Annotated in this window: 14 protein-coding genes; 7 read left to right on the top strand and 7 right to left on the bottom strand. The window is 59.9% G+C overall.

What is annotated here, in order from left to right:
• The first annotated feature begins 7 nt into the window (after nucleotides 1-7).
• The 7 genes from NUW12_06365 (at nucleotide 8) to NUW12_06395 (ending at nucleotide 9,049) form a co-directional block, all read left to right on the top strand.
• A complete protein-coding gene (locus NUW12_06365; GenBank protein ID MCR4402394.1) occupies nucleotides 8-1,426 on the top strand; it encodes a phosphoadenosine phosphosulfate reductase family protein in 1,419 nt (472 codons plus the stop codon).
• A gap of 115 nt (nucleotides 1,427-1,541) precedes the next feature.
• Nucleotides 1,542-3,602 (top strand): hypothetical protein, encoded by a 2,061-nt coding sequence (locus NUW12_06370; protein ID MCR4402395.1) that lies wholly within the window; start codon nucleotides 1,542-1,544, stop codon nucleotides 3,600-3,602.
• 29 nt (nucleotides 3,603-3,631) lie between these two features.
• Complete coding sequence (locus NUW12_06375) at nucleotides 3,632-5,245, top strand: cobalamin-dependent protein (protein ID MCR4402396.1); 1,614 nt, start codon at nucleotides 3,632-3,634, stop codon at nucleotides 5,243-5,245.
• A gap of 69 nt (nucleotides 5,246-5,314) precedes the next feature.
• Nucleotides 5,315-6,184: a hypothetical protein gene (locus tag NUW12_06380; protein MCR4402397.1), complete on the top strand. Its 870-nt coding sequence runs from the start codon at nucleotides 5,315-5,317 to the stop codon at nucleotides 6,182-6,184.
• Between the two features lie 90 nt (nucleotides 6,185-6,274).
• Nucleotides 6,275-7,543, top strand: a complete 1,269-nt coding sequence (locus tag NUW12_06385) for an amidohydrolase family protein (GenBank protein MCR4402398.1) — start codon at nucleotides 6,275-6,277, stop codon at nucleotides 7,541-7,543.
• Between the two features lie 4 nt (nucleotides 7,544-7,547).
• Nucleotides 7,548-8,384: a class I SAM-dependent methyltransferase gene (locus NUW12_06390; protein MCR4402399.1), complete on the top strand. Its 837-nt coding sequence runs from the start codon at nucleotides 7,548-7,550 to the stop codon at nucleotides 8,382-8,384.
• On the top strand, nucleotides 8,369-9,049 hold the full coding sequence (locus tag NUW12_06395; GenBank protein ID MCR4402400.1) for a deoxynucleoside kinase: 681 nt from the start codon (nucleotides 8,369-8,371) through the stop codon (nucleotides 9,047-9,049). The genes NUW12_06390 and NUW12_06395 overlap by 16 nt, the downstream gene beginning before the upstream one ends.
• A gap of 29 nt (nucleotides 9,050-9,078) precedes the next feature.
• Here NUW12_06395 and NUW12_06400 read toward each other — a convergent pair whose 3' ends face one another.
• From NUW12_06400 to NUW12_06430, 7 genes are all read right to left on the bottom strand, one after another.
• Nucleotides 9,079-10,383, bottom strand: coding sequence for an insulinase family protein (locus tag NUW12_06400; protein ID MCR4402401.1), 1,305 nt, complete (start codon nucleotides 10,381-10,383; stop codon nucleotides 9,079-9,081).
• Nucleotides 10,380-10,931, bottom strand: coding sequence for a GNAT family N-acetyltransferase (locus NUW12_06405; GenBank protein MCR4402402.1), 552 nt, complete (start codon nucleotides 10,929-10,931; stop codon nucleotides 10,380-10,382). Before NUW12_06405 ends, NUW12_06400 begins: the two co-directional genes overlap by 4 nt.
• Before the next feature lie 65 nt (nucleotides 10,932-10,996).
• Complete coding sequence (locus tag NUW12_06410) at nucleotides 10,997-11,788, bottom strand: ABC transporter permease (GenBank protein ID MCR4402403.1); 792 nt, start codon at nucleotides 11,786-11,788, stop codon at nucleotides 10,997-10,999.
• Entirely contained in the window at nucleotides 11,782-12,570 is a 789-nt protein-coding gene (locus NUW12_06415) for an ABC transporter permease (protein MCR4402404.1), read from the bottom strand. The genes NUW12_06410 and NUW12_06415 overlap by 7 nt, the downstream gene beginning before the upstream one ends.
• Nucleotides 12,567-13,556 (bottom strand): ABC transporter ATP-binding protein, encoded by a 990-nt coding sequence (locus tag NUW12_06420; protein MCR4402405.1) that lies wholly within the window; start codon nucleotides 13,554-13,556, stop codon nucleotides 12,567-12,569. The genes NUW12_06415 and NUW12_06420 overlap by 4 nt, the downstream gene beginning before the upstream one ends.
• A gap of 44 nt (nucleotides 13,557-13,600) precedes the next feature.
• A complete protein-coding gene (locus tag NUW12_06425; protein MCR4402406.1) occupies nucleotides 13,601-15,226 on the bottom strand; it encodes a nucleotidyltransferase family protein in 1,626 nt (541 codons plus the stop codon).
• A gap of 14 nt (nucleotides 15,227-15,240) precedes the next feature.
• Complete coding sequence (locus NUW12_06430) at nucleotides 15,241-16,230, bottom strand: radical SAM protein (GenBank protein ID MCR4402407.1); 990 nt, start codon at nucleotides 16,228-16,230, stop codon at nucleotides 15,241-15,243.
• Between the last annotated feature and the right edge of the window lie 715 nt (nucleotides 16,231-16,945).

Genomic DNA, 16,945 nt, shown 5'->3' on the forward strand with positions numbered 1-16,945 from the left:
GAGACCAATGACGGAGTCGAGCAAACCCATCAGTCTCTGTCAAATGCTCCAGCAGGGCGGGAGATTTCTCGTAACGACCCATCTGGGTCAAGCCGAATACGTGACGCCACGAGAATGGCAGGCCCTCACAATGATGGAGGGCTTCCACACGTGTGAGGAGATAGCCGCGTCCGCCGGCCTGCCGGTGAACAGCCTTCTCGAGCTCTGCGCGCGACTCGAGGCCGGTGGTTACGTGACGGACTTGGATCGCTGGAACAGGCTGAGCTGGTGTCCCGAGTGCCGAGTGTACGTGCTCTCACAGCAAGGGGTTTGCAGGTGCGGAAGACCGACAGACAAGGTAGAGCTCATGCCGCCGTGTGATACATGGATCCTCTTCCCAGAAGAACACAGAATGGTTCGGGAGCTGGCGCGTGATCGTCTGGGCCTCGAAATCAGGGAAGATGCGTTCCTTCTCGGCAACTGGGGGGTCAAAGGCACCATCCCCTTCTGGGAGATCGTCTTCGAAGGTCGAGTCATGCTAAGGATCTGCTTCGAAGGGCTTGACCGCCGCACCTGGCGGGTCGCGCCCGGAGAAAGCCTTCCGCACGCGAACGCGAGCGGACGTGCGGTAAGCGAGCGCACCGGCGCCGTCCGGTCAGGCACCGGGCATGCAACCGAAATGAACGAGTACATCGATCTCCTGGTGGAGCACAACAGGCAACACCTTGACTCGCTCGCACGGCGCTCGCACGCGATCATGGAGACCACCTTCGGCTTGTTCCCGTCGCTTCCCATGATCTACTTCAGTGGTGGCAAGGAAAGCATGGTGATGGCGCACCTCATGAGCCAGCTCGGAATCGAGTGCAACCTGCTCTTCGTGGCCACCGGCATGGACCAGCCCGACGACGTCGGCTTCTTTCATGACGTGGTCGCGCCGTGGTCGCGTCAATACAACCGTTTCCACCTGCACGTTTTCACACAGGACAGCTCGCGGTTCCTTGCCCTGGCCCGCGAGAACGGGGTTCTGAGCTCCAAGAACCCCTGGTGTCGCACGAAGATCAAGATGCCGCTGAAACACAAAGCCACTTCGGAGATTTACGGGAGCCAGTACTTCACGGCCTATGAAGGAAGCCGAAAGTACGAGACGAACTACCGACGACGCTACGCCACTGTGAATTTCCCCAGGAACTATCCGAATCAGGTTTGGGTCCACCCAATTGCGGATTGGACAGGGCTCGAGGTGTGGCTCTATCTGATCAGCAACAGGCTTCCTGTCAGCCCCGTTTACTTGAAGGGTTTCCAAAAGACCACGTGCTGGTGCTGTCCGCTCGTTCAACCATATCACTTGGAGAGATCGAGGGCACTGTACCCGGAACTCTGGGCATCTCTAAACGACGTGGCCCTGGCCGGGTTCGATGACAGAGATAGCGTGGAAATCCCGTACTAGCCCCTCGGGTGCGTTAGGATGCCTCGTAGCGCGCGTCGCACGCAAGGTATCGCAAGGTGTAGTGAGGAGCACGGGATGAAGGTCGCGCCAGTCAGGGGTGGAGGTGGAAACCCCGGTGGTACTTACGCCCCAAGACCTCTCGGAAATGACTCGAGAGGAGCGAATAGCCCTCGTCGGTCGGAAGGCGAGTAACCTAGTCGAGCTAGGGCTTCTCAAAGTGGAAGTGCCTCCCTGGATCGCTGTCACGACACGCTTCCAGGAAGCTTGCTGGCGTCATCCCGCGAATCGAAGCCACAGGGACAGAGTGGATGCCCATCTAATCAACGCGGTGGGACTGGTGCAGGCCCTGCCTTCGTTGCGCGAAAGCGTAACGCGATTGGTTTTCCCTCATGAGCTGCGGACGCTCCTCAGACAGAAGCTGGCACTTACGAACCTGGGCGAGCGCCTCGCGGTGAGGTCGTCCGGGATTCGCGAAGACTGTCGAGCCCATTCCGGTGCCGGCATGTTCGCCAGCGTCCTCGATGTTTCAGCCGATGCTGTGGAAGAGGCGATTAAGACGTGTTGGGCGTCTCTGTTCTCCGAAGCGTATCTCCTGCTCTTCGGAAATCAGACTCTCAGCACCGACAAGATTAGCATGGGCGTCATCATCCAGCGGATGGTCAAGGCGGAAAGGAGCGGAATACTCTTCACCATCAACCCAACTACGGGAGACCGCTCCGAGGTCGTGGTCGAAGCATGCCGCGGAGGATGCGCGCCGCTAGCGGCAGGCATGGGATCAGCGGAACGCCTGGTCGTACACAAGCTGAACGTGAAAGCGACCGCGTCAGAAGGTGCCACGCCGCGAGAGACGCAAGGAAGCCCGTCTGGAGGAAGGGGCACGCCGGTTCTCAGCCAAAGCGAGCTGGAGCAGCTAGCAGAGCGGGCGCTGCGCGCAGAAGAGCACTTCTGCTGGCCGCAAGACATCGAGTGGGCGATAGAAGGCGGCCGCGTGTTCTTCCTTCAAGCACGCCCTGTCACCACTCTGGAACCACATCGCCGCGATAGCCAGTACGAACCAATGGTGTTCGAGCTGCACGAAGCGGAGGAAGTTCCTCCGGAAGCATTGGGCGCTCACAGGCGCAGACTTGGTCGGTGGAAGGTCAAGAAGATCCCTTTCTACAAGGCGTGCCGCAGGGCCGGCATAAAAGCGTGCCGGTGGATCTTCCTGCGCGTCTCCACCCATACCTTTGACGCGGTCGACTGGAATGCTCTTCTCGGCATGCTCGAGGCGCCCAGCGTGTACGTGGGCATTAACGAGACGGTGATGGACCTCCAGGTCCCCACGTCGCAACTCAAGCGGAAGCTGCTCGAGGTCGCCAGCGTGTATCAAGAGGACGCCGTGACTGTCTATCTTAGGGAGAGCTTTCCGACTGAGGTCGCCATTCTATCCCAGGTGACCCCGGATGGCGCCGTCTATCTCGAGGCGGCCCCCGGCTTTCTCTCAGGAATCAACGCAGGCATCGTCACTCCCGAATCTTGTCTCATAAGTCCCGACAACCTTTGCGCGGGCAGGTCTCCTGATAGACCTGCGAACCAGCAGTGGAAAGGCGCGTCCTGCCGATTCATCGGGCCGCCTGACCTCGAGACGATAGCCGAAGGCACTCTCGCTCTGCAGCGAGAACTCGGGGACATCGTGGTCGAGTGGTGGAAGTGGAACGACAAGCTGTACGCGAACGACGTCTCTCTTGTATGGTCCAAGCTTCCTTGCGCTCCCGACGGGGCGAGCGGAGCGCTCGAGACTTCATTCATCCCGATTTCCCCCGGTTCATTCGAGGGCCCGCTTGTCAGGTTGGAGGACTTCGATGAGTACCTCACGGCATACATGAGTCACGGCCGCGGCATCAGCGTTATGGGCCGCAATCCAGACATAGACAACCTAGACTTCGTCGCATCTCTACGCGCTCGATTGAGAGGAGCCGCGTCAGGGCCTATAAAGCCCGTTGTCTGGGCGGAGAAGCCGCTTCTCTTCCTGGCGCCGTTGGTGTCGGAGGTCTCCGGGTTCGTGTTCCGCAATGCAAGCCTGCTATGTCACCTAAGCATAATCCTACGAGAGCAGCGTGTGCCGGCCGTCAGCACGGGAGGGCGAGACCTCTCCCTCAAGAACGGCGAGTGGTTCAGGTACAGCGGTGAATCGTAGGCATCAACATGATCGAGGACGGATGCTCGATGGACATTCTGCTCGTGAACGCGATCTTCGGAAAGAAGCGTCTATCGGAGCCGATGGGCTTGTGCTACCTAGCAGCTGTGTTGCGCGCGAACGGCTACCGGAACGTCACCATCCTGGAGCCGCGCATACTGGACATGTCCGTTGATGACGTGGTCCAAAGAGTCCTCTCGGTCGACCCGGACGTGTTGGGGATCTCCACGTTCTCATTCCAAAAGGGCCATGTCTTCGACCTCGTGCGCCGGTCCAGGCAAAGAGGGTTCCGGGGAGTGATCGTGCTGGGCGGCCTCGGCGCGACACTCTGCCACGAAGTGTACCTGAGGGAATGTCCGGAAATAGACTCTATCGTTTGTGGGGAAGGGGAACTCACGTTCCTAGACATGGTCCGGGCTCTCTCATCAGGCAGCCAGGATTGGAAGACGCTCAAAGGCGTGGCGTGGCGCGACGAAGCGGGGCAGGTTCACTACAACAGAGGCAGAGAGCGTATCAGAAACCTCGACGAGCTTCCATTCATGGCTCGGGACGTTCTCGAACAGAACATCTCGCTCCTGGGCAGGGAAAGGGTCACGGCGTGTGTAATGGGGGGGCGCGGCTGCTATAACAACTGCTCTTTCTGTTGGATATCAAACGCTCTCGACATGCAGGAGGGACTGCGCTACCGCCAGAGGTCTGTGAGGAACATCGTGGACGAGATCCAAATGATTGTGGAGACGTACGGTGTCACCGATTTCTCTTTCGAAGACGATAACTTCATACTGCCGGGGGCTGCAGGGATAGAGCGAGCCCGCGAGTTCCGCGACGAGGTCAAGAAGCGCGGCCTAAAGATCACCTTCTTCTTCCAAACGCGGCCCGATACCGTCACGCGTGAAGCCATCTCTCTGTTCAAGGAAGCGGGCCTTGCCAAGTTGTTCATCGGCATCGAAGCGATTACCGAAGAGGACCTGGCGCTTTACAAGAAGTGTTGCACCCCTCAGCAGCTCGAAGAGTGTCTCGCCATTCTGAGGGACCTTGACTACCTGCCAGACGTGGAGCGCGAGCACAGAGGGCGTGTGCGCTTCGGGTACATAGCATTTCACCCGCTTACGACCGTCAAGAGCCTCAGGCAGTCCCTGGAGTTCTTCCAGAGACATCGACTGACGCCCAAACGCCTGCTGACAAAGATCAACCTGTACGATGGAGACATGGACATCGCGAGGGCGTTCGCGGAGAAGGGCGCCGCCGTGGAGGGCGGCACGTACCAGTTCAAGGATCCGATGGTTGGGAAGATCTATGAGTGCTTCTCAGAGTATTGCGGTAAGGTGTTTGAATATCGAGAGGCAATCAGAAGCATCGAGAAACACCTCGCACGGTTGGGTGCGAGTAGGTCGGACTACGAAGATCTTTGTGCCGACCGCCGCAGGCTCGATGACATGGCGCTCGGTTTCCTTGGCGGACTTCTCTCGATAGCGGAAGAGTCCGGCGACATGGAAGAAAGACGTGCCCGGCTCGATCGGCTCCTCGCAGAGGAACTCGAGCGTTTCGACTGCTATGCCAGGGAAACCAACCTGAGCGGCAGGATACAGGAATGCGCCGCCAAGCACGGTGCCACTTCGGGAATGCACGACATGTACTGGTGACGACTCCAGGGGATCGCTCCGTTGCGCTCTGGTCACAGAGATTCACGTGGCGACTGGGTGGGAGCAAAAGTGGGCAACAGCAGGGGAATGATAGCCATCGTGACAGAAGAGGTGGCCGACTTCGTGCACCGGCCGGCCGATTACGACCTGACCCTGGTGCGCAGGCTGTACAAGCTCGATAACGACGTGGAAGTAGTCGGGTTCGTGGGAAACCGACGGGGGAAGGAGTTTGTGTACTTTCCCGCGCTTGGCATGAACGACCGCCTGGACGCTGTCTCGGCGCCCGTCGCTCTCTTTGGCATCTTTGAAACCGAGCCTCCGGCGGCTCTCGTTCTCGTGGCGAAGGTCGGAGGGATCAACCCGTTGCTCTGCGTCGGCGATATCGTGATCCCGCAGGACTTCGCCGATTTCACGAGCCGCCGTCACCGCAGCTACCTGCAACACGTCAACCCGCGAGTCTCCGTCCATTACAGTCTGAGGCGCCCCATATGTCGCAAGCTGGCAGCGAACCTCTTCGCCGAGATCAGCTCATCCGCAAGGGAGGAATTCCGGTGCAACACGTTTCTCGCCGGGACGTACGTCTGCACGGAAGGCCCCGGGTTTGAGACGAGGAGCGAGATCGTCGCCTTTTCCCGGATGGGCTTCGACTGCGTGGGACACACCCTCGCCCCCATGGTGTATTACGCTCGGGAGCTCGGCCTGTGCTTTGCCGCCGTCTGTCTAGTATCCAACGCCGCGGAAGGACTGGCGTCTGGCTCGGAAGCAGGTGGTAGCGCTTGGCATCTGTCGCGGGCTGAGCTGTCCAGCCGCATCGTCCGTCTTGTCTTGCTCGCGGCTGACGCGGCTCTCCCCACGGGCTGCGACGACTGCTCCAGCGACGAGCTGTGGTTCAGGCGCCCGACGGAGAGAAGCCGCCTCTTTGACTGCGGAGCTCGGTAGAGCCTTCGGCTATCCCGCCATCCGCGACCGCAAACATGGAGTGGTGACAGGGTGAGCAGCCGCCCGTTGTGCCTGAAAGACGGTTGGATCGTGACACAGGACCCTCGGCGAAGCACGTTCAAGGGCTCCGTCCTGATCGAGTCCGGCAGAATCACAAGAATACTCACGTCCGACCAGGGGTTGACATGCAATGAGATCCCAGCTGACTCGGAGACGCTCGACATTGAAGGCGCCGTATTGGTGCCCGCCTTAATCAACGGCCACTACCATCTCGGCGAGACCATCTTCCGGTCGAAGGCAGACGGCCTGGACCTGGCCGCGTACCTCGATCTCAGCCACAACAGCTACCTGGATAGCAGGTGGTATGAGCACAGGCAGCGCATTCACTCGCTGTCGGCACATATCGCCCTGCTAGAGGCGGCCCGGCAGGGCGTGGGTACGGTGTGCGTGTCACGCGGGTGGGAAGAGGTCCGCGCGCTGGGTCTCTGTTCCGTAAGCTGCTATCCTGTGATTCGCGTAAGAAAGCTCGAGGACTTGTACGCGTCTTTCGACGCCGATTTCGCCCGCATCTACGAGCGGTATCACTCCCAACAGGTGAGAGTGGGAATCTTCGTCCAGAGCCTCTCCACCGTAGATGACGAAAAGCTCCTGGCGATCAGCGGGTGGCTTAGGGAGAAGAACGACGTGATGCTGGTGATCCACGTCTCGGAAACCAGAAGTGAGGTCGAGAAGCTCCGGTCAGAGCGCGGGATGAGCCCATTTCAGCTGCTTGATCGGTTGGGCCTGCTCGGCCCCAGAACGGTGTGCGTTCACTGCGTGCACGTTGACGAACGGGACCTCGACCTGATTGCAGAGCGAAAACCCGGGTTGGTGCTGTGCCCGGTGGCCAACCTCAAGCTCGGCGACGGGATCCCTCCGGTCCGCCTCCTGACCGAGACAGGCGCGCCCGTCGCCGCCGGGACAGACGGCCTCGCTACCAACAACTCCGCAAGCGTTCTCGAGAGCGCCAAACTCTGCGCCCTCCTGGGCAGGCTCAGCGCCCAGCGGGCATTCGACTTGGTCACCACGGGTGCCGCGGACGTGCTGAAGCTGCCTCGCCAAGGTCGGATCGAGGTGGGCGCAGAAGCAAGTGTCGCGGTCTTCAGACCGTATCGCTCGTCGGCACAGCCCTGGAGTGCGTCGAACATCCTGAGCCACCTCGTCTTCAATTTCGCCGGGTTCCTCCTCGAAACGCTGATCGTCCAAGGTCGCAAGGTCATATGGCGGGGAGAGATGGTCGCCGCCGACGAAGGGCGTCTGGTGGCCCAGTTCCAGGCTATGCAGGCGGAAATGGAGCGGGCGGAAACGGAGGATGTATAGTGTGATGCTTGACAACCGTCCGGACATCGGAAACGCGAACCGCGCCTACTATGACGCCGTCAGCTGCTGCTACGATGCCAAACACGGCATCTCCTCCGTTGACATGGGTTGGTTCATCGAAGATGTCAAGAGGCTGCTTGGAGAGATGCCTGCGGGCGTCAAGGTCCTTGATTGCGGAGCCGGCACCGGACGCTGCGCCATCAAGTTTGCAAAGGCTGGCAACGAGGTCCTTGCCATCGATGTTAGTGGCAGGATCCTGGATAGGTGTCGAATGAACGCTTCCCTTGAAGGCGTTCGCGTATCTACGCTCGAGGCCGACTGCTGCAGGATCCCTTTGCCTTCCGGGACCTTCGATATAGTGGCGTTCTGCGCGGCGCTCCACCACATACAAGACGTCAAACAGGCGCTTGCGGAGGCCGGCCGCCTCCTCAAGCCGGGGGGACGCTTGCTACTGATGGCTGAACCCAAGGCATCCGTGATCCGTCCGGCTTGGATGAGAAGAATCAAGGATAGACTATCCGACGCGTACGATCGCTCCGTTTGCGGGCAAGTCGAGCTGGAAGCCAACCCTGACGTGCATATCTTCATGGTGCGGGAACTTCGGAGTCTTCTGAAAGCCTTGGGGTTTGGAAGCATAAGGGTATGGGAGTTCTTCTGTTTGACATCGATATACCGGGACCTCGTCTACTACAGAATACGCGACAATCGGGTGCGATCCAAACTGTACTGGTGGCTATACTGGATTGACAGGCGTGCCCTTGGGTTCCTGCCCAGCGCGTGCAAGGCTCTGTTCCATCTCGCCGCTGTGAAAGAAGGTGCGAGCGAATGCGGGGGCGTCTAGTCGCGGTCTGTGGTATGATAGGGACCGGCAAGAGCACCCTCATTTCAGGGCTTTCGAGGTTGGACCCTTCGGTCGTCACCGTCGCCCAGCCGCCGGAGAGATGGAAGGAAGACCCGAGGGTCCTCGACATGCTGCGAGAGAACCCGTCCGGGAGATTCTGCGGGCCCGGCGAGATAGCGTTCGCTGTCCAACTGAGGCTCAAGCAGCAAGAGGAGGAGATCGTCCCTGCCCTCTTGCAGGGCAGGGACGTCATTTGCCACCGGTACTTCTACTGCCTCGCGGCGTATTACATGTGCTTCGCTCCGGCCTTTCTGCGACTTGCTTACGAAGAGGCATCCGGAATCATCGAACCAGACCTGACCATAGTCCTCGATGCCGAACCTTCTCACGTCCTTGCTCGGCATCTCGCCCGGCGCAAGGAGGTCTTCCCGTATCAGCTGGACCTTCAGACGACGGTTCGCACGAGACAAGCCTATTTGTCCCTGGCAAGGGAGCACGGGTTCATGACAATCGACTCAACGAAGGAACCTCCAGAGGAGGTGCTGCGCAAAGCCCGTCAATCGATAGAGCGGCTTCCTGAAAAGGAGACGCTCACGGGGCGTTTCAAGCACGTCTCTCTGCCCCAGGGTCTTGCGCAACCTACGCAAGACCTCGGGCTCAAATAGGGACCGAATGGCAAATGGAAGCGCGGCCCCTATATGAGTCTCTCCAGGGCCGTCAGCGCCTGTTCCTCGTCGGGCTCCGATCCGAACACCGCCACCGACGCGTTGACGGGAACCAGCAGCTCTTCCATGGTTCTCCTCATGTCCTCGATATCCAGCGAAGAGAGCTCCCTGGCGGTCTCCGCGGGGCTTCTGCCCGTCCCGAAGAGAGTTTCGAAGCGAGCGACATGGCTCACGGCAAAGTAGATCTCATCCGACTCCATCGCGAACCAGCCGAGATAGCGTCTCCTTGCGCGCTCGAGCGCATCCCGAGGAAGGCTCTTGACTCTCTTCAGCGCCGTGGCCAATAGTTGCATGGCTCTCGAGGCGTCCCGCGTCGCGACCGTGATGGTGAGAAGGCCCGCCTGCGAGAGCGGCTCGTAGTCAGCGGCGATTGAGTAAGCAACCCCGGTCTCCTCACGGAGTGCCTGGTAGAGGTGAGACGATATGCCGTCTCCGAGCAACGATGCGATGACGGGATACCAGACGCTCGAGCCAGAGACGGGCGCAGGGGTGACGAACGCCAGACGTAGGTAGCCCGGAGTTCTGTCCTCCTCCCGGGCAATATACCGCGGCCCCTCAAAGCACGACGGCCCGCAAGACTCAGACGCTTGCTCATGCGCAGCAACCGGCCTCGTCGCATGTCCCAAGCTCGTCCCGGCGTCCAGTCCTCGAGCCACGCCGCAACGCTCGCGCAAGCACTCCTGTACTTCGTCATGTCGAACGTCTCCGCCAACGACCAAGACCATCCTGTCTAGCTGGTAGTGCGTGGCGTGGTACTCTACAACGTCCGCGTGCGAGACGGCGCGCACCGCCTCCACGCTCCCATAGGGCGGCTGAGCGTATGAAGTGCCCGGCCAGACGCTCTGATAAACAAGGCCGTCCACGACGGCTTCGGGATCATCCTGGAGTTCCGAGATCTCCTCGATGATCACCTCCTTCTCCTTTTCCACATCCTCGGGTAGCAGGAGGGGCTCCCTCACGAAGTCCCACAACACGTCGATGGCGCTTGGTAGATGACCCACGGGCACGTTGACCCAGTACGAGACGAACTCGCGCGCGGTCACCGCGTCCATTTGGCCGCCGAGCCCTTCGATGTCCCGACCAAGCTCCTTACCTGCCGGTCTGCGTCGAGTGCCCCGAAACAGCATGTGCTCGGTGAAGTGTGCCAGGCCGTTCTTGCCGGGAGCCTCGTAACGACTGCCCGCTCTTGCTCGCAGATTCACGGCAATGGCAGTTCGCCCCGGGCACTCCAGGGTGATCACGCGAAGACCGCTCGGCAGGACTGCTTTGTTCATACGCCCGAGTCCTCCAATCGCCTGAAGTCAGAGAACAACATGCTGAAGAGAAAGGCATCCCAGTATCGCCCGTACCGGAAGACATACTCCCGGAGGGTGCCGTCAAGTCGAAACCCCATCCTTTCGTTTATCCTGATCATGGTCTTGTTGAACTCAAATACGATGCTCTGAAGACGGTTGAGGTTCATTTCCTCAAAGCAGAACCTGATGAGCGTGCGCCTGGCATCGGAACCCAATCCACGTCCTCGGTTCTCTTTATCGCCGATCACCGTGCCCGCCAGGTTTGCCCTCCGGTTCTTCCAGTCTATCTCGTCCAACTCCAGGAAGCCAACCTTCTTCCCTGTCGAGAGGTCTTCGATCATCAACAGCAGCGTATCCTCGCGTGACAGCTTCTCGTCGAAATGCTTGCGCACAGCTTCCTCATTCGTGGGATAAGCCACGGAAGTGAGCGCGGGTTCCACTACGTCCGGCTGGTTTAGCCACCCGGCAAGCAATGCGTAGTCGGATTCGACGAGCGGGACCAAACGCGACTTATCGCCGACGAGCATGCCAGGTCTCCTCCTGAAATGCACTAAAGTTCTCGATGCTACACTATCCCGCTTCACGTACCGGGTCACGAGAACTCCACGCCGTGGCGTCGCGCCCGGGAGAGTTGCAGCGAGAAGAGAGCGACCCCGGCCAACACGTACGCGGCGGCCACGCCCGCCTCTGCCAACAGGTGCGGCAGGACATCTACATAAGAGGCCCCGGCCGCAATTGCCCGAAAGGCAAGTAGGCCGTTGGTAAGAGGCAGGCACCTGCCGACGGCGGCCAAGGGCTTGGGTAGGGCCTCCAAGGGCACGTTCACGCCTGCCAGAACCATCAGAAGGCTGCTTGCGGCGTTTGCAAGGACAACCTCCACTCTCGTCGTAAACGATACACACGCGACAGCCAGCGCAAGGCCCGCTACCGACAAGGAGATCAACGGCAGCACGGGCAAGGCGCGCAACGCGCCGATCAACACAGATACCGGAACGCCAGACAGTGGTCCGATGAGGAAGAGCACAGTGAGGGTCGTCACGATGCCCTCGACGAACGATGCGCCCTCCCGTCCCAGGATCGACAGGACCTTGTTCGCGGGCGTGACCATCATGAGCGTCAGGTTGCCGCTCGTACGCTCAATATAGACCATGTTTGAGATGGGGACCATGATCGCGACGGCGACCGCCTGTACGGCGTTGCCGACAAGTGCGAATTGCCCGAGAGCCGGCCCGCCCGCGTACGTTGCCGCCAACATGAAGAAAGCCACTCTCATAAGCAACTGCGGGATCTCCGTGCTGAGATAGAAGCCTAGAGGCGTGTCCACGAGGAACATCTTGAACGAGATTCTCACGCTGGCAACGAAAGGCCGCAAAGACCTCACCATTCGGCTAACCGTCCTTCGGATCGGATTCTATCGAGGACCACTCTGTATGAGTAGTACGCCAGGCATACATATGCCCAGGTCAGAACCACAAGGCTTGCGACGATCGTTGCGCGGCTCGTGCCTCCAGCAAGCCCAAAGGCGGCCCTCAAGCCCACGAGCCCCCATGTGGGAGCCAGGATGTAGCTGATTGCCCTCAGGCCGACGGGAAGACGAGAAACCGGGAACATCACACCCGAGATGATATAGGCCGGCCAGTTCATCAAGCCCACCACACGCAACGCCTGTCGAAACCACACGAAGGCGCAACCGGCCACGAGACCCAAGGCTGTGACGGCCACCACCGTCATTACGAGACTGGCAAGGAGGAGCGTCCAGTCAACAACGGGCATGGCCCGCGGAGCGACACTTGCGGCAAGGAGAAGGGCGGTCAAGACCGAGCAAGCGGAGATCGTGGAATTGGCCAGGCTTCTCCCGAGAAGGATCCACATCGCGTCGGTAGGGCTAGCCACTAAGAACAGGAGTGTGCCGTCGCGCCGTTCGCGCTCGACGATCATGCCCGAGCTGAAGAGGTTCGCGTTCCAGATGCCGATTATGCCCGCGCCGATGACGGAGCCGGGGACCAGATCTTCGCGGCCCGCATGCCTGAACAGGAGGACGCTGAGCGCCATGAAGAACACGGGTTGTCCAACCATGATGTAGAAGTAGTGCGGACGTAGGACGAATTCCTGCACTTGACAACGGTACGCCGTCCTCATCACCCTAACGAGGCTTCGCACACTCATGTCTTCAGCGCATCTCCTCCCACGATTTTCACGTACGCATCTTCGAGACTTGGCTCCTTCACCCTGAAGACCAAGACCTCCGCTCCGGAGATCGCTCTCAATATGCTGTCGATCCTGTTCCTGATGTTGACCCCGTGAATGACCAGAGTATGTATGTCGCCGTTGGGGTCGCCGCTTTGTTCCACGACGATCTCAACGCCCGGCTCTCGCCTCAATCTCTCCAGGTGGTCCTGGGTAACCTGCCTGGCCTGGACTTCCGCCGTACATCCTCCCAGAACGACTTCCTTCAACTCCTCGGGCGAGGCGACCTTCAGGACCGTGCCCCGATGCAGGATGGCGATGCGCTGGCAGAGCTCTTCCGCCTCGTACATGTAGTGGGTGGTCAGCAGGATCGTCTTCCCCCTGGAGCGGAGCTCCTTGAGGAGACTCCTCACGGCGCGGGCAGCCACGGGATCAAGACCGATGGTGGGCTCGTCCATGATGATGAACTCCGGATCCGCGATCAGGCTGCGGGCGATGTGTAGCCGCTGCTTCATTCCACGAGAGTATGTCTCCACGAGATCGTGGGCCCGTTCTTCGAGTCCGACCATTTCCAAGAGCTCCTGTGCACGTCTTCTCGCAACCGACGGGGGCACGTGGTAGAGATCGGAGAAGTAGAGCAGGTTATCCCAGGCGCTGAGCCTCCAGTACAGCCCCCTCTCGCCGCCGAGAACGAGGCCTATTCGCGGCCTGATCCTCTTATACTCGGTCGCGACGTTATGACCGAGCACAAAGGCCGTGCCCGCGCTGGGCAATAGGAGCGTGGAGAGCACTTTCGTGAAGGTGGTCTTCCCAGCCCCGTTCGGTCCGAGCAGGCCGAACAACTCCCCCTTCTCTACCGTCAGGTTGACGTTCTTCAGCGCCTGGACCTCCGCCGGTTGCCCAGATGCGATCCGCCCCGTGCGGCGATAGGTACGGCAGAGATCGCGAGTCACTACGACAGACACTTTCCACCACTTCCCTTTGCCTCATGGAAGCGCTCAGTAATGCCCTAAGGGTCCGGGGAAAGCCTGTGGAGCACGGTGCTCTCCTGGTTCCCTACTTCTTCTTGCTGTTCTTCTTGGTCTTTGCGACTTTGAGGCAGGCTCTTATTGCCATCGGCCTCACCCCCTTCGTAGAGGCCTACGGTGCGGCTTTCCCCGGTACCCTGAAGGATGTCGCGAACGACCGAAAGAGCGTCGGCTACCTCCTCCATGAACGTGTCTGTCACTATCAAGCTGGGTCCGGCGAGGTAAACGTTCTCCACGGAAACGAGCATCTCGACACGACCTCTCGAGATACCCACAAACCCCTCTTCGAACATCGGGTGAACGCGAAACCCGTATGCCGGAGCATTCCTGCACAGCCTCTTGAGCGGCTCAAGCGTGTCGAGGGCGTCAAGATCGCGCCCGTCCTCGCGGGTGCTAGGTGAAGCCATTGTCGCAAGAAAGACCAGAGTGCCCGCGGACAACGGTGCGACGTACGAACGCCTTCGTTCCAGATTGAACCAGAATCTCAGCCAAAAGTCTGATGCCGTTTTGTACTGCAGCTCCTTCTTGGCAAAGAACCATACGTCCGCAAGGACTTCATCCAGAGCGCGACGGACCCCTCCTCGCGGCGCCAGGTACTGCCAGACCCAAAATGGCCCGACGCCGATCTCGCGCGCGATGTGCCTTGGCTTCCTGTATTGGTGTAACAGAACTCTCCTCGCAAGCCATGAAGTCGTTCCACGGGGAAACGCTCGAGGAAGCGAGAGCCCATACAGCCTTGATACCTTTCGCGCTAAGAAGTCGTAGAGCACGGTCATCCGAAGGAGCCGGACGTGACGCATGATGTAGTCCCAGTCCAGGCCGTCCTCGTAGGTCCTGACGATGAGGCAGACATCGTTCACGTCCTTCTGTATCACATATCCGTGCTGGTGGGCATGGGCCAATGTTACCAGCAAGGCGTTCTCGGGCGAGGGAACGTAGAAGCCGCTATCGATTCGGCGAGCGTGGTCCCAAAACCAGCTTGGTTCGAGGTAACCGTGGCGAATCCCCACGGGCATGGATGGCCAGTGTATGTCCAGGCACACCCGATGGCGACCCTGGACTTGTTTCTCAAGAGTGATCGAGCCCGCGACCACATGGCCGTCGCCATCGATGGAGCGTCTCAACTGAATCCAGGGAGCCACGCGCCCCGGAACGTACCCCGCCCTAGAGAGGCGCCGGACCATTTCCCATGCAGTCTTCGTGTTCGGGGCGACCACATCGATGTCGTTTTGCGCCCGCAAACAGGTGTCGGGAACCAAGTACCAAAGACTAGTTCCCTTCACCAACATCACCCTGAGTCCCGCGAGGAGCGGGGATATGGCCTCGAGCTCCGCCCGAAGCTCTCTTGCCCGCCGGCCTGCCTCGAGCCCATCTCCGCATTCCCGCTCGAGAGCGCTCGCAAGGTCGCTCATGCGCGGGTCCCCGAGGCCGTTGATATTGCCGTAGGCGATGGGAGCAACCTTGTTGGCATCAAGCCAAGACACGGCAAACTTCGACCTACCTAGGATCGACTCAGTGTGCGCGCGAACCCACGCTCGGGCCTGCGTCGCGGCGGGTGAATCAAGGTCAACTCGGGCGAGGGTTTCGAGGATGTCGACCAGTGACATTGAGATGGGCCCCCTCACGTGCCCAGGATGATGGTACAGAGATACCCGGCGTGCACAAAGTCGTCGGCCGGAGCGGTGCGGAATCTCAAGCCCGGATCGTCCCCGCGGATCAAGGCGCAGTATGGGTCGGGCTCGTCAATGCTGTGGTAGAAGCGTCTTGCCGCACACCCGGCCTTGCACAATGTCAAGGCGTCACACTCCCGGCACGCGCGTGGGATACGCGTGATGCCCGTCCTCACGAACGCCTCTGTCAGGCTGAACTGGGGATCTTCAAGCGCCTTAACGGTAATGCCAACGGAAGGCCAGTACACGCATGGCACAATCTGGCCGTCCGGTCTTATCCGAAGACTCTTGGTGCCACAGCGCCCGTCTTGATGCGGAGAGGGAATGCCCGTGACCGCGTTGACCACGCCTTCGCTGAGGGCGACCACGGTCCCCTCCAGAAAGAGATTCCTTACTCCCAGCCAAAACTCGTCGTATGTCAGAGAGAACCTATCGGTCCGCACGGGTTTGTATACGTTTATCCGTAGATTGACACCATAACGGTCAAGCAACGGGAAGAACCCGGGCAGTGCCTGGTAATTGGTGTTCATCATGCACGCGACGATGCTGGTTTTCACCCCAGCAGCCAGGCACCGCTCTACCGCCCTTATGGCAGCGTCAAACGCGCCTGGCCCTCGGAACTCGTCGTGCCCTCTCCGCGTGGGGAAGTCGATCGATATGTCAATGTCGTGGAAGTAGCGTAAGCGTCTCTCGTCTAGCGCGTTAACGGAGTACCCGTTTGAGGTAAGGCTCATCTTCATGGAGCTATCGTGAAGATAGTCCAGAATGCCACCGATGTTGGGATGAAGCCCGTTTTCGCCCGTGCCCAGGTTCAACGCAGCTATTGGCAGAGCCTCGACGATCTTTCGGACATCTTCCAGTGCGAGACTGCTGGGTGTCTCGCCCCTTGAGTAACAGTGCTCGCACCCGAGGTTACACCTGCTGGTCAAGCCAATGCCCACAGACCACCCATCTGCCTTTGTGCCTGCATGCGCACTGGTGCAATGGCCGCCCATGGTCCATGCTCCTCTCTTCTTTCTTCTCGGGCCGCAAACCAGCTCTGCCTTGGTAGCTGGTTCCAGTAGTCGCACACCGCCCCAGCGGCGCTTGCTTGTGTCGCGGCTTCGCTCCGTCCGCCAGCCGGCGTGACGACTAGCGCTACGAGGCTGTGCGCCCGATTCCGGGGCAGCCTGCCGAAGAGCACTTGAAGGAGCTGAAGCTCAGCGGGCGTTAGTGACTTCGCCGTCTTGGGGTCGGCCGCACGTGGCTTGATTGGGAAGAAAGTGGCAATGGTGGTGCGATAGTGCCCGATCTCATGGGCTTTGGATGAGCAGAAACTTTGTGTGATTGGAAGGCGACAGAGAGCGTCCCGGGTACATCCGGAAGCTAGCTCTCGGCCCTATTTGGCATTTCCTATTCGCCGGGGAATCCAAGAGTCCTGCAGACTCATAGACAGAATCTACAGAATCTCATTTCACCTCCTTTCGTTTCTTCGTTTCATTTCCCATGCTCAACGCCAGATTCACGACCCATCGAGAGTTCGCAGGACAGAACACGAATCGGCCTTCCTCGCCTGCGTTGCAAGCGCTCGAGCTTTTCGGAACGAGCCTCACATGGTCGGAGGCTTCCGGCCCGGATGGGTGTGGAGGGCACGAGCTAATCCGGCCATCCCAGCCC

Source organism: Bacillota bacterium (assembly GCA_024653485.1).
Taxonomy (GTDB): domain Bacteria; phylum Bacillota; class SHA-98; order UBA4971; family UBA4971; genus UBA6256.

Bases quoted from the DNA above. Each gene is read 5' to 3' on its own strand.
- NUW12_06365 (MCR4402394.1), top strand. From the start codon at position 8: ATGACGGAGTCGAGCAAACCCATCAGTCTCTGTCAAATGCTCCAGCAG.
- NUW12_06375 (MCR4402396.1), top strand. From the start codon at position 3,632: ATGGACATTCTGCTCGTGAACGCGATCTTCGGAAAGAAGCGTCTATCG.
- NUW12_06390 (MCR4402399.1), top strand. From the start codon at position 7,548: ATGCTTGACAACCGTCCGGACATCGGAAACGCGAACCGCGCCTACTAT.
- NUW12_06395 (MCR4402400.1), top strand. From the start codon at position 8,369: ATGCGGGGGCGTCTAGTCGCGGTCTGTGGTATGATAGGGACCGGCAAG.
- NUW12_06400 (MCR4402401.1), bottom strand. From the start codon at position 10,383: ATGAACAAAGCAGTCCTGCCGAGCGGTCTTCGCGTGATCACCCTGGAG.
- NUW12_06405 (MCR4402402.1), bottom strand. From the start codon at position 10,931: ATGCTCGTCGGCGATAAGTCGCGTTTGGTCCCGCTCGTCGAATCCGAC.
- NUW12_06410 (MCR4402403.1), bottom strand. From the start codon at position 11,788: ATGGTGAGGTCTTTGCGGCCTTTCGTTGCCAGCGTGAGAATCTCGTTC.
- NUW12_06415 (MCR4402404.1), bottom strand. From the start codon at position 12,570: ATGAGTGTGCGAAGCCTCGTTAGGGTGATGAGGACGGCGTACCGTTGT.
- NUW12_06425 (MCR4402406.1), bottom strand. From the start codon at position 15,226: ATGTCACTGGTCGACATCCTCGAAACCCTCGCCCGAGTTGACCTTGAT.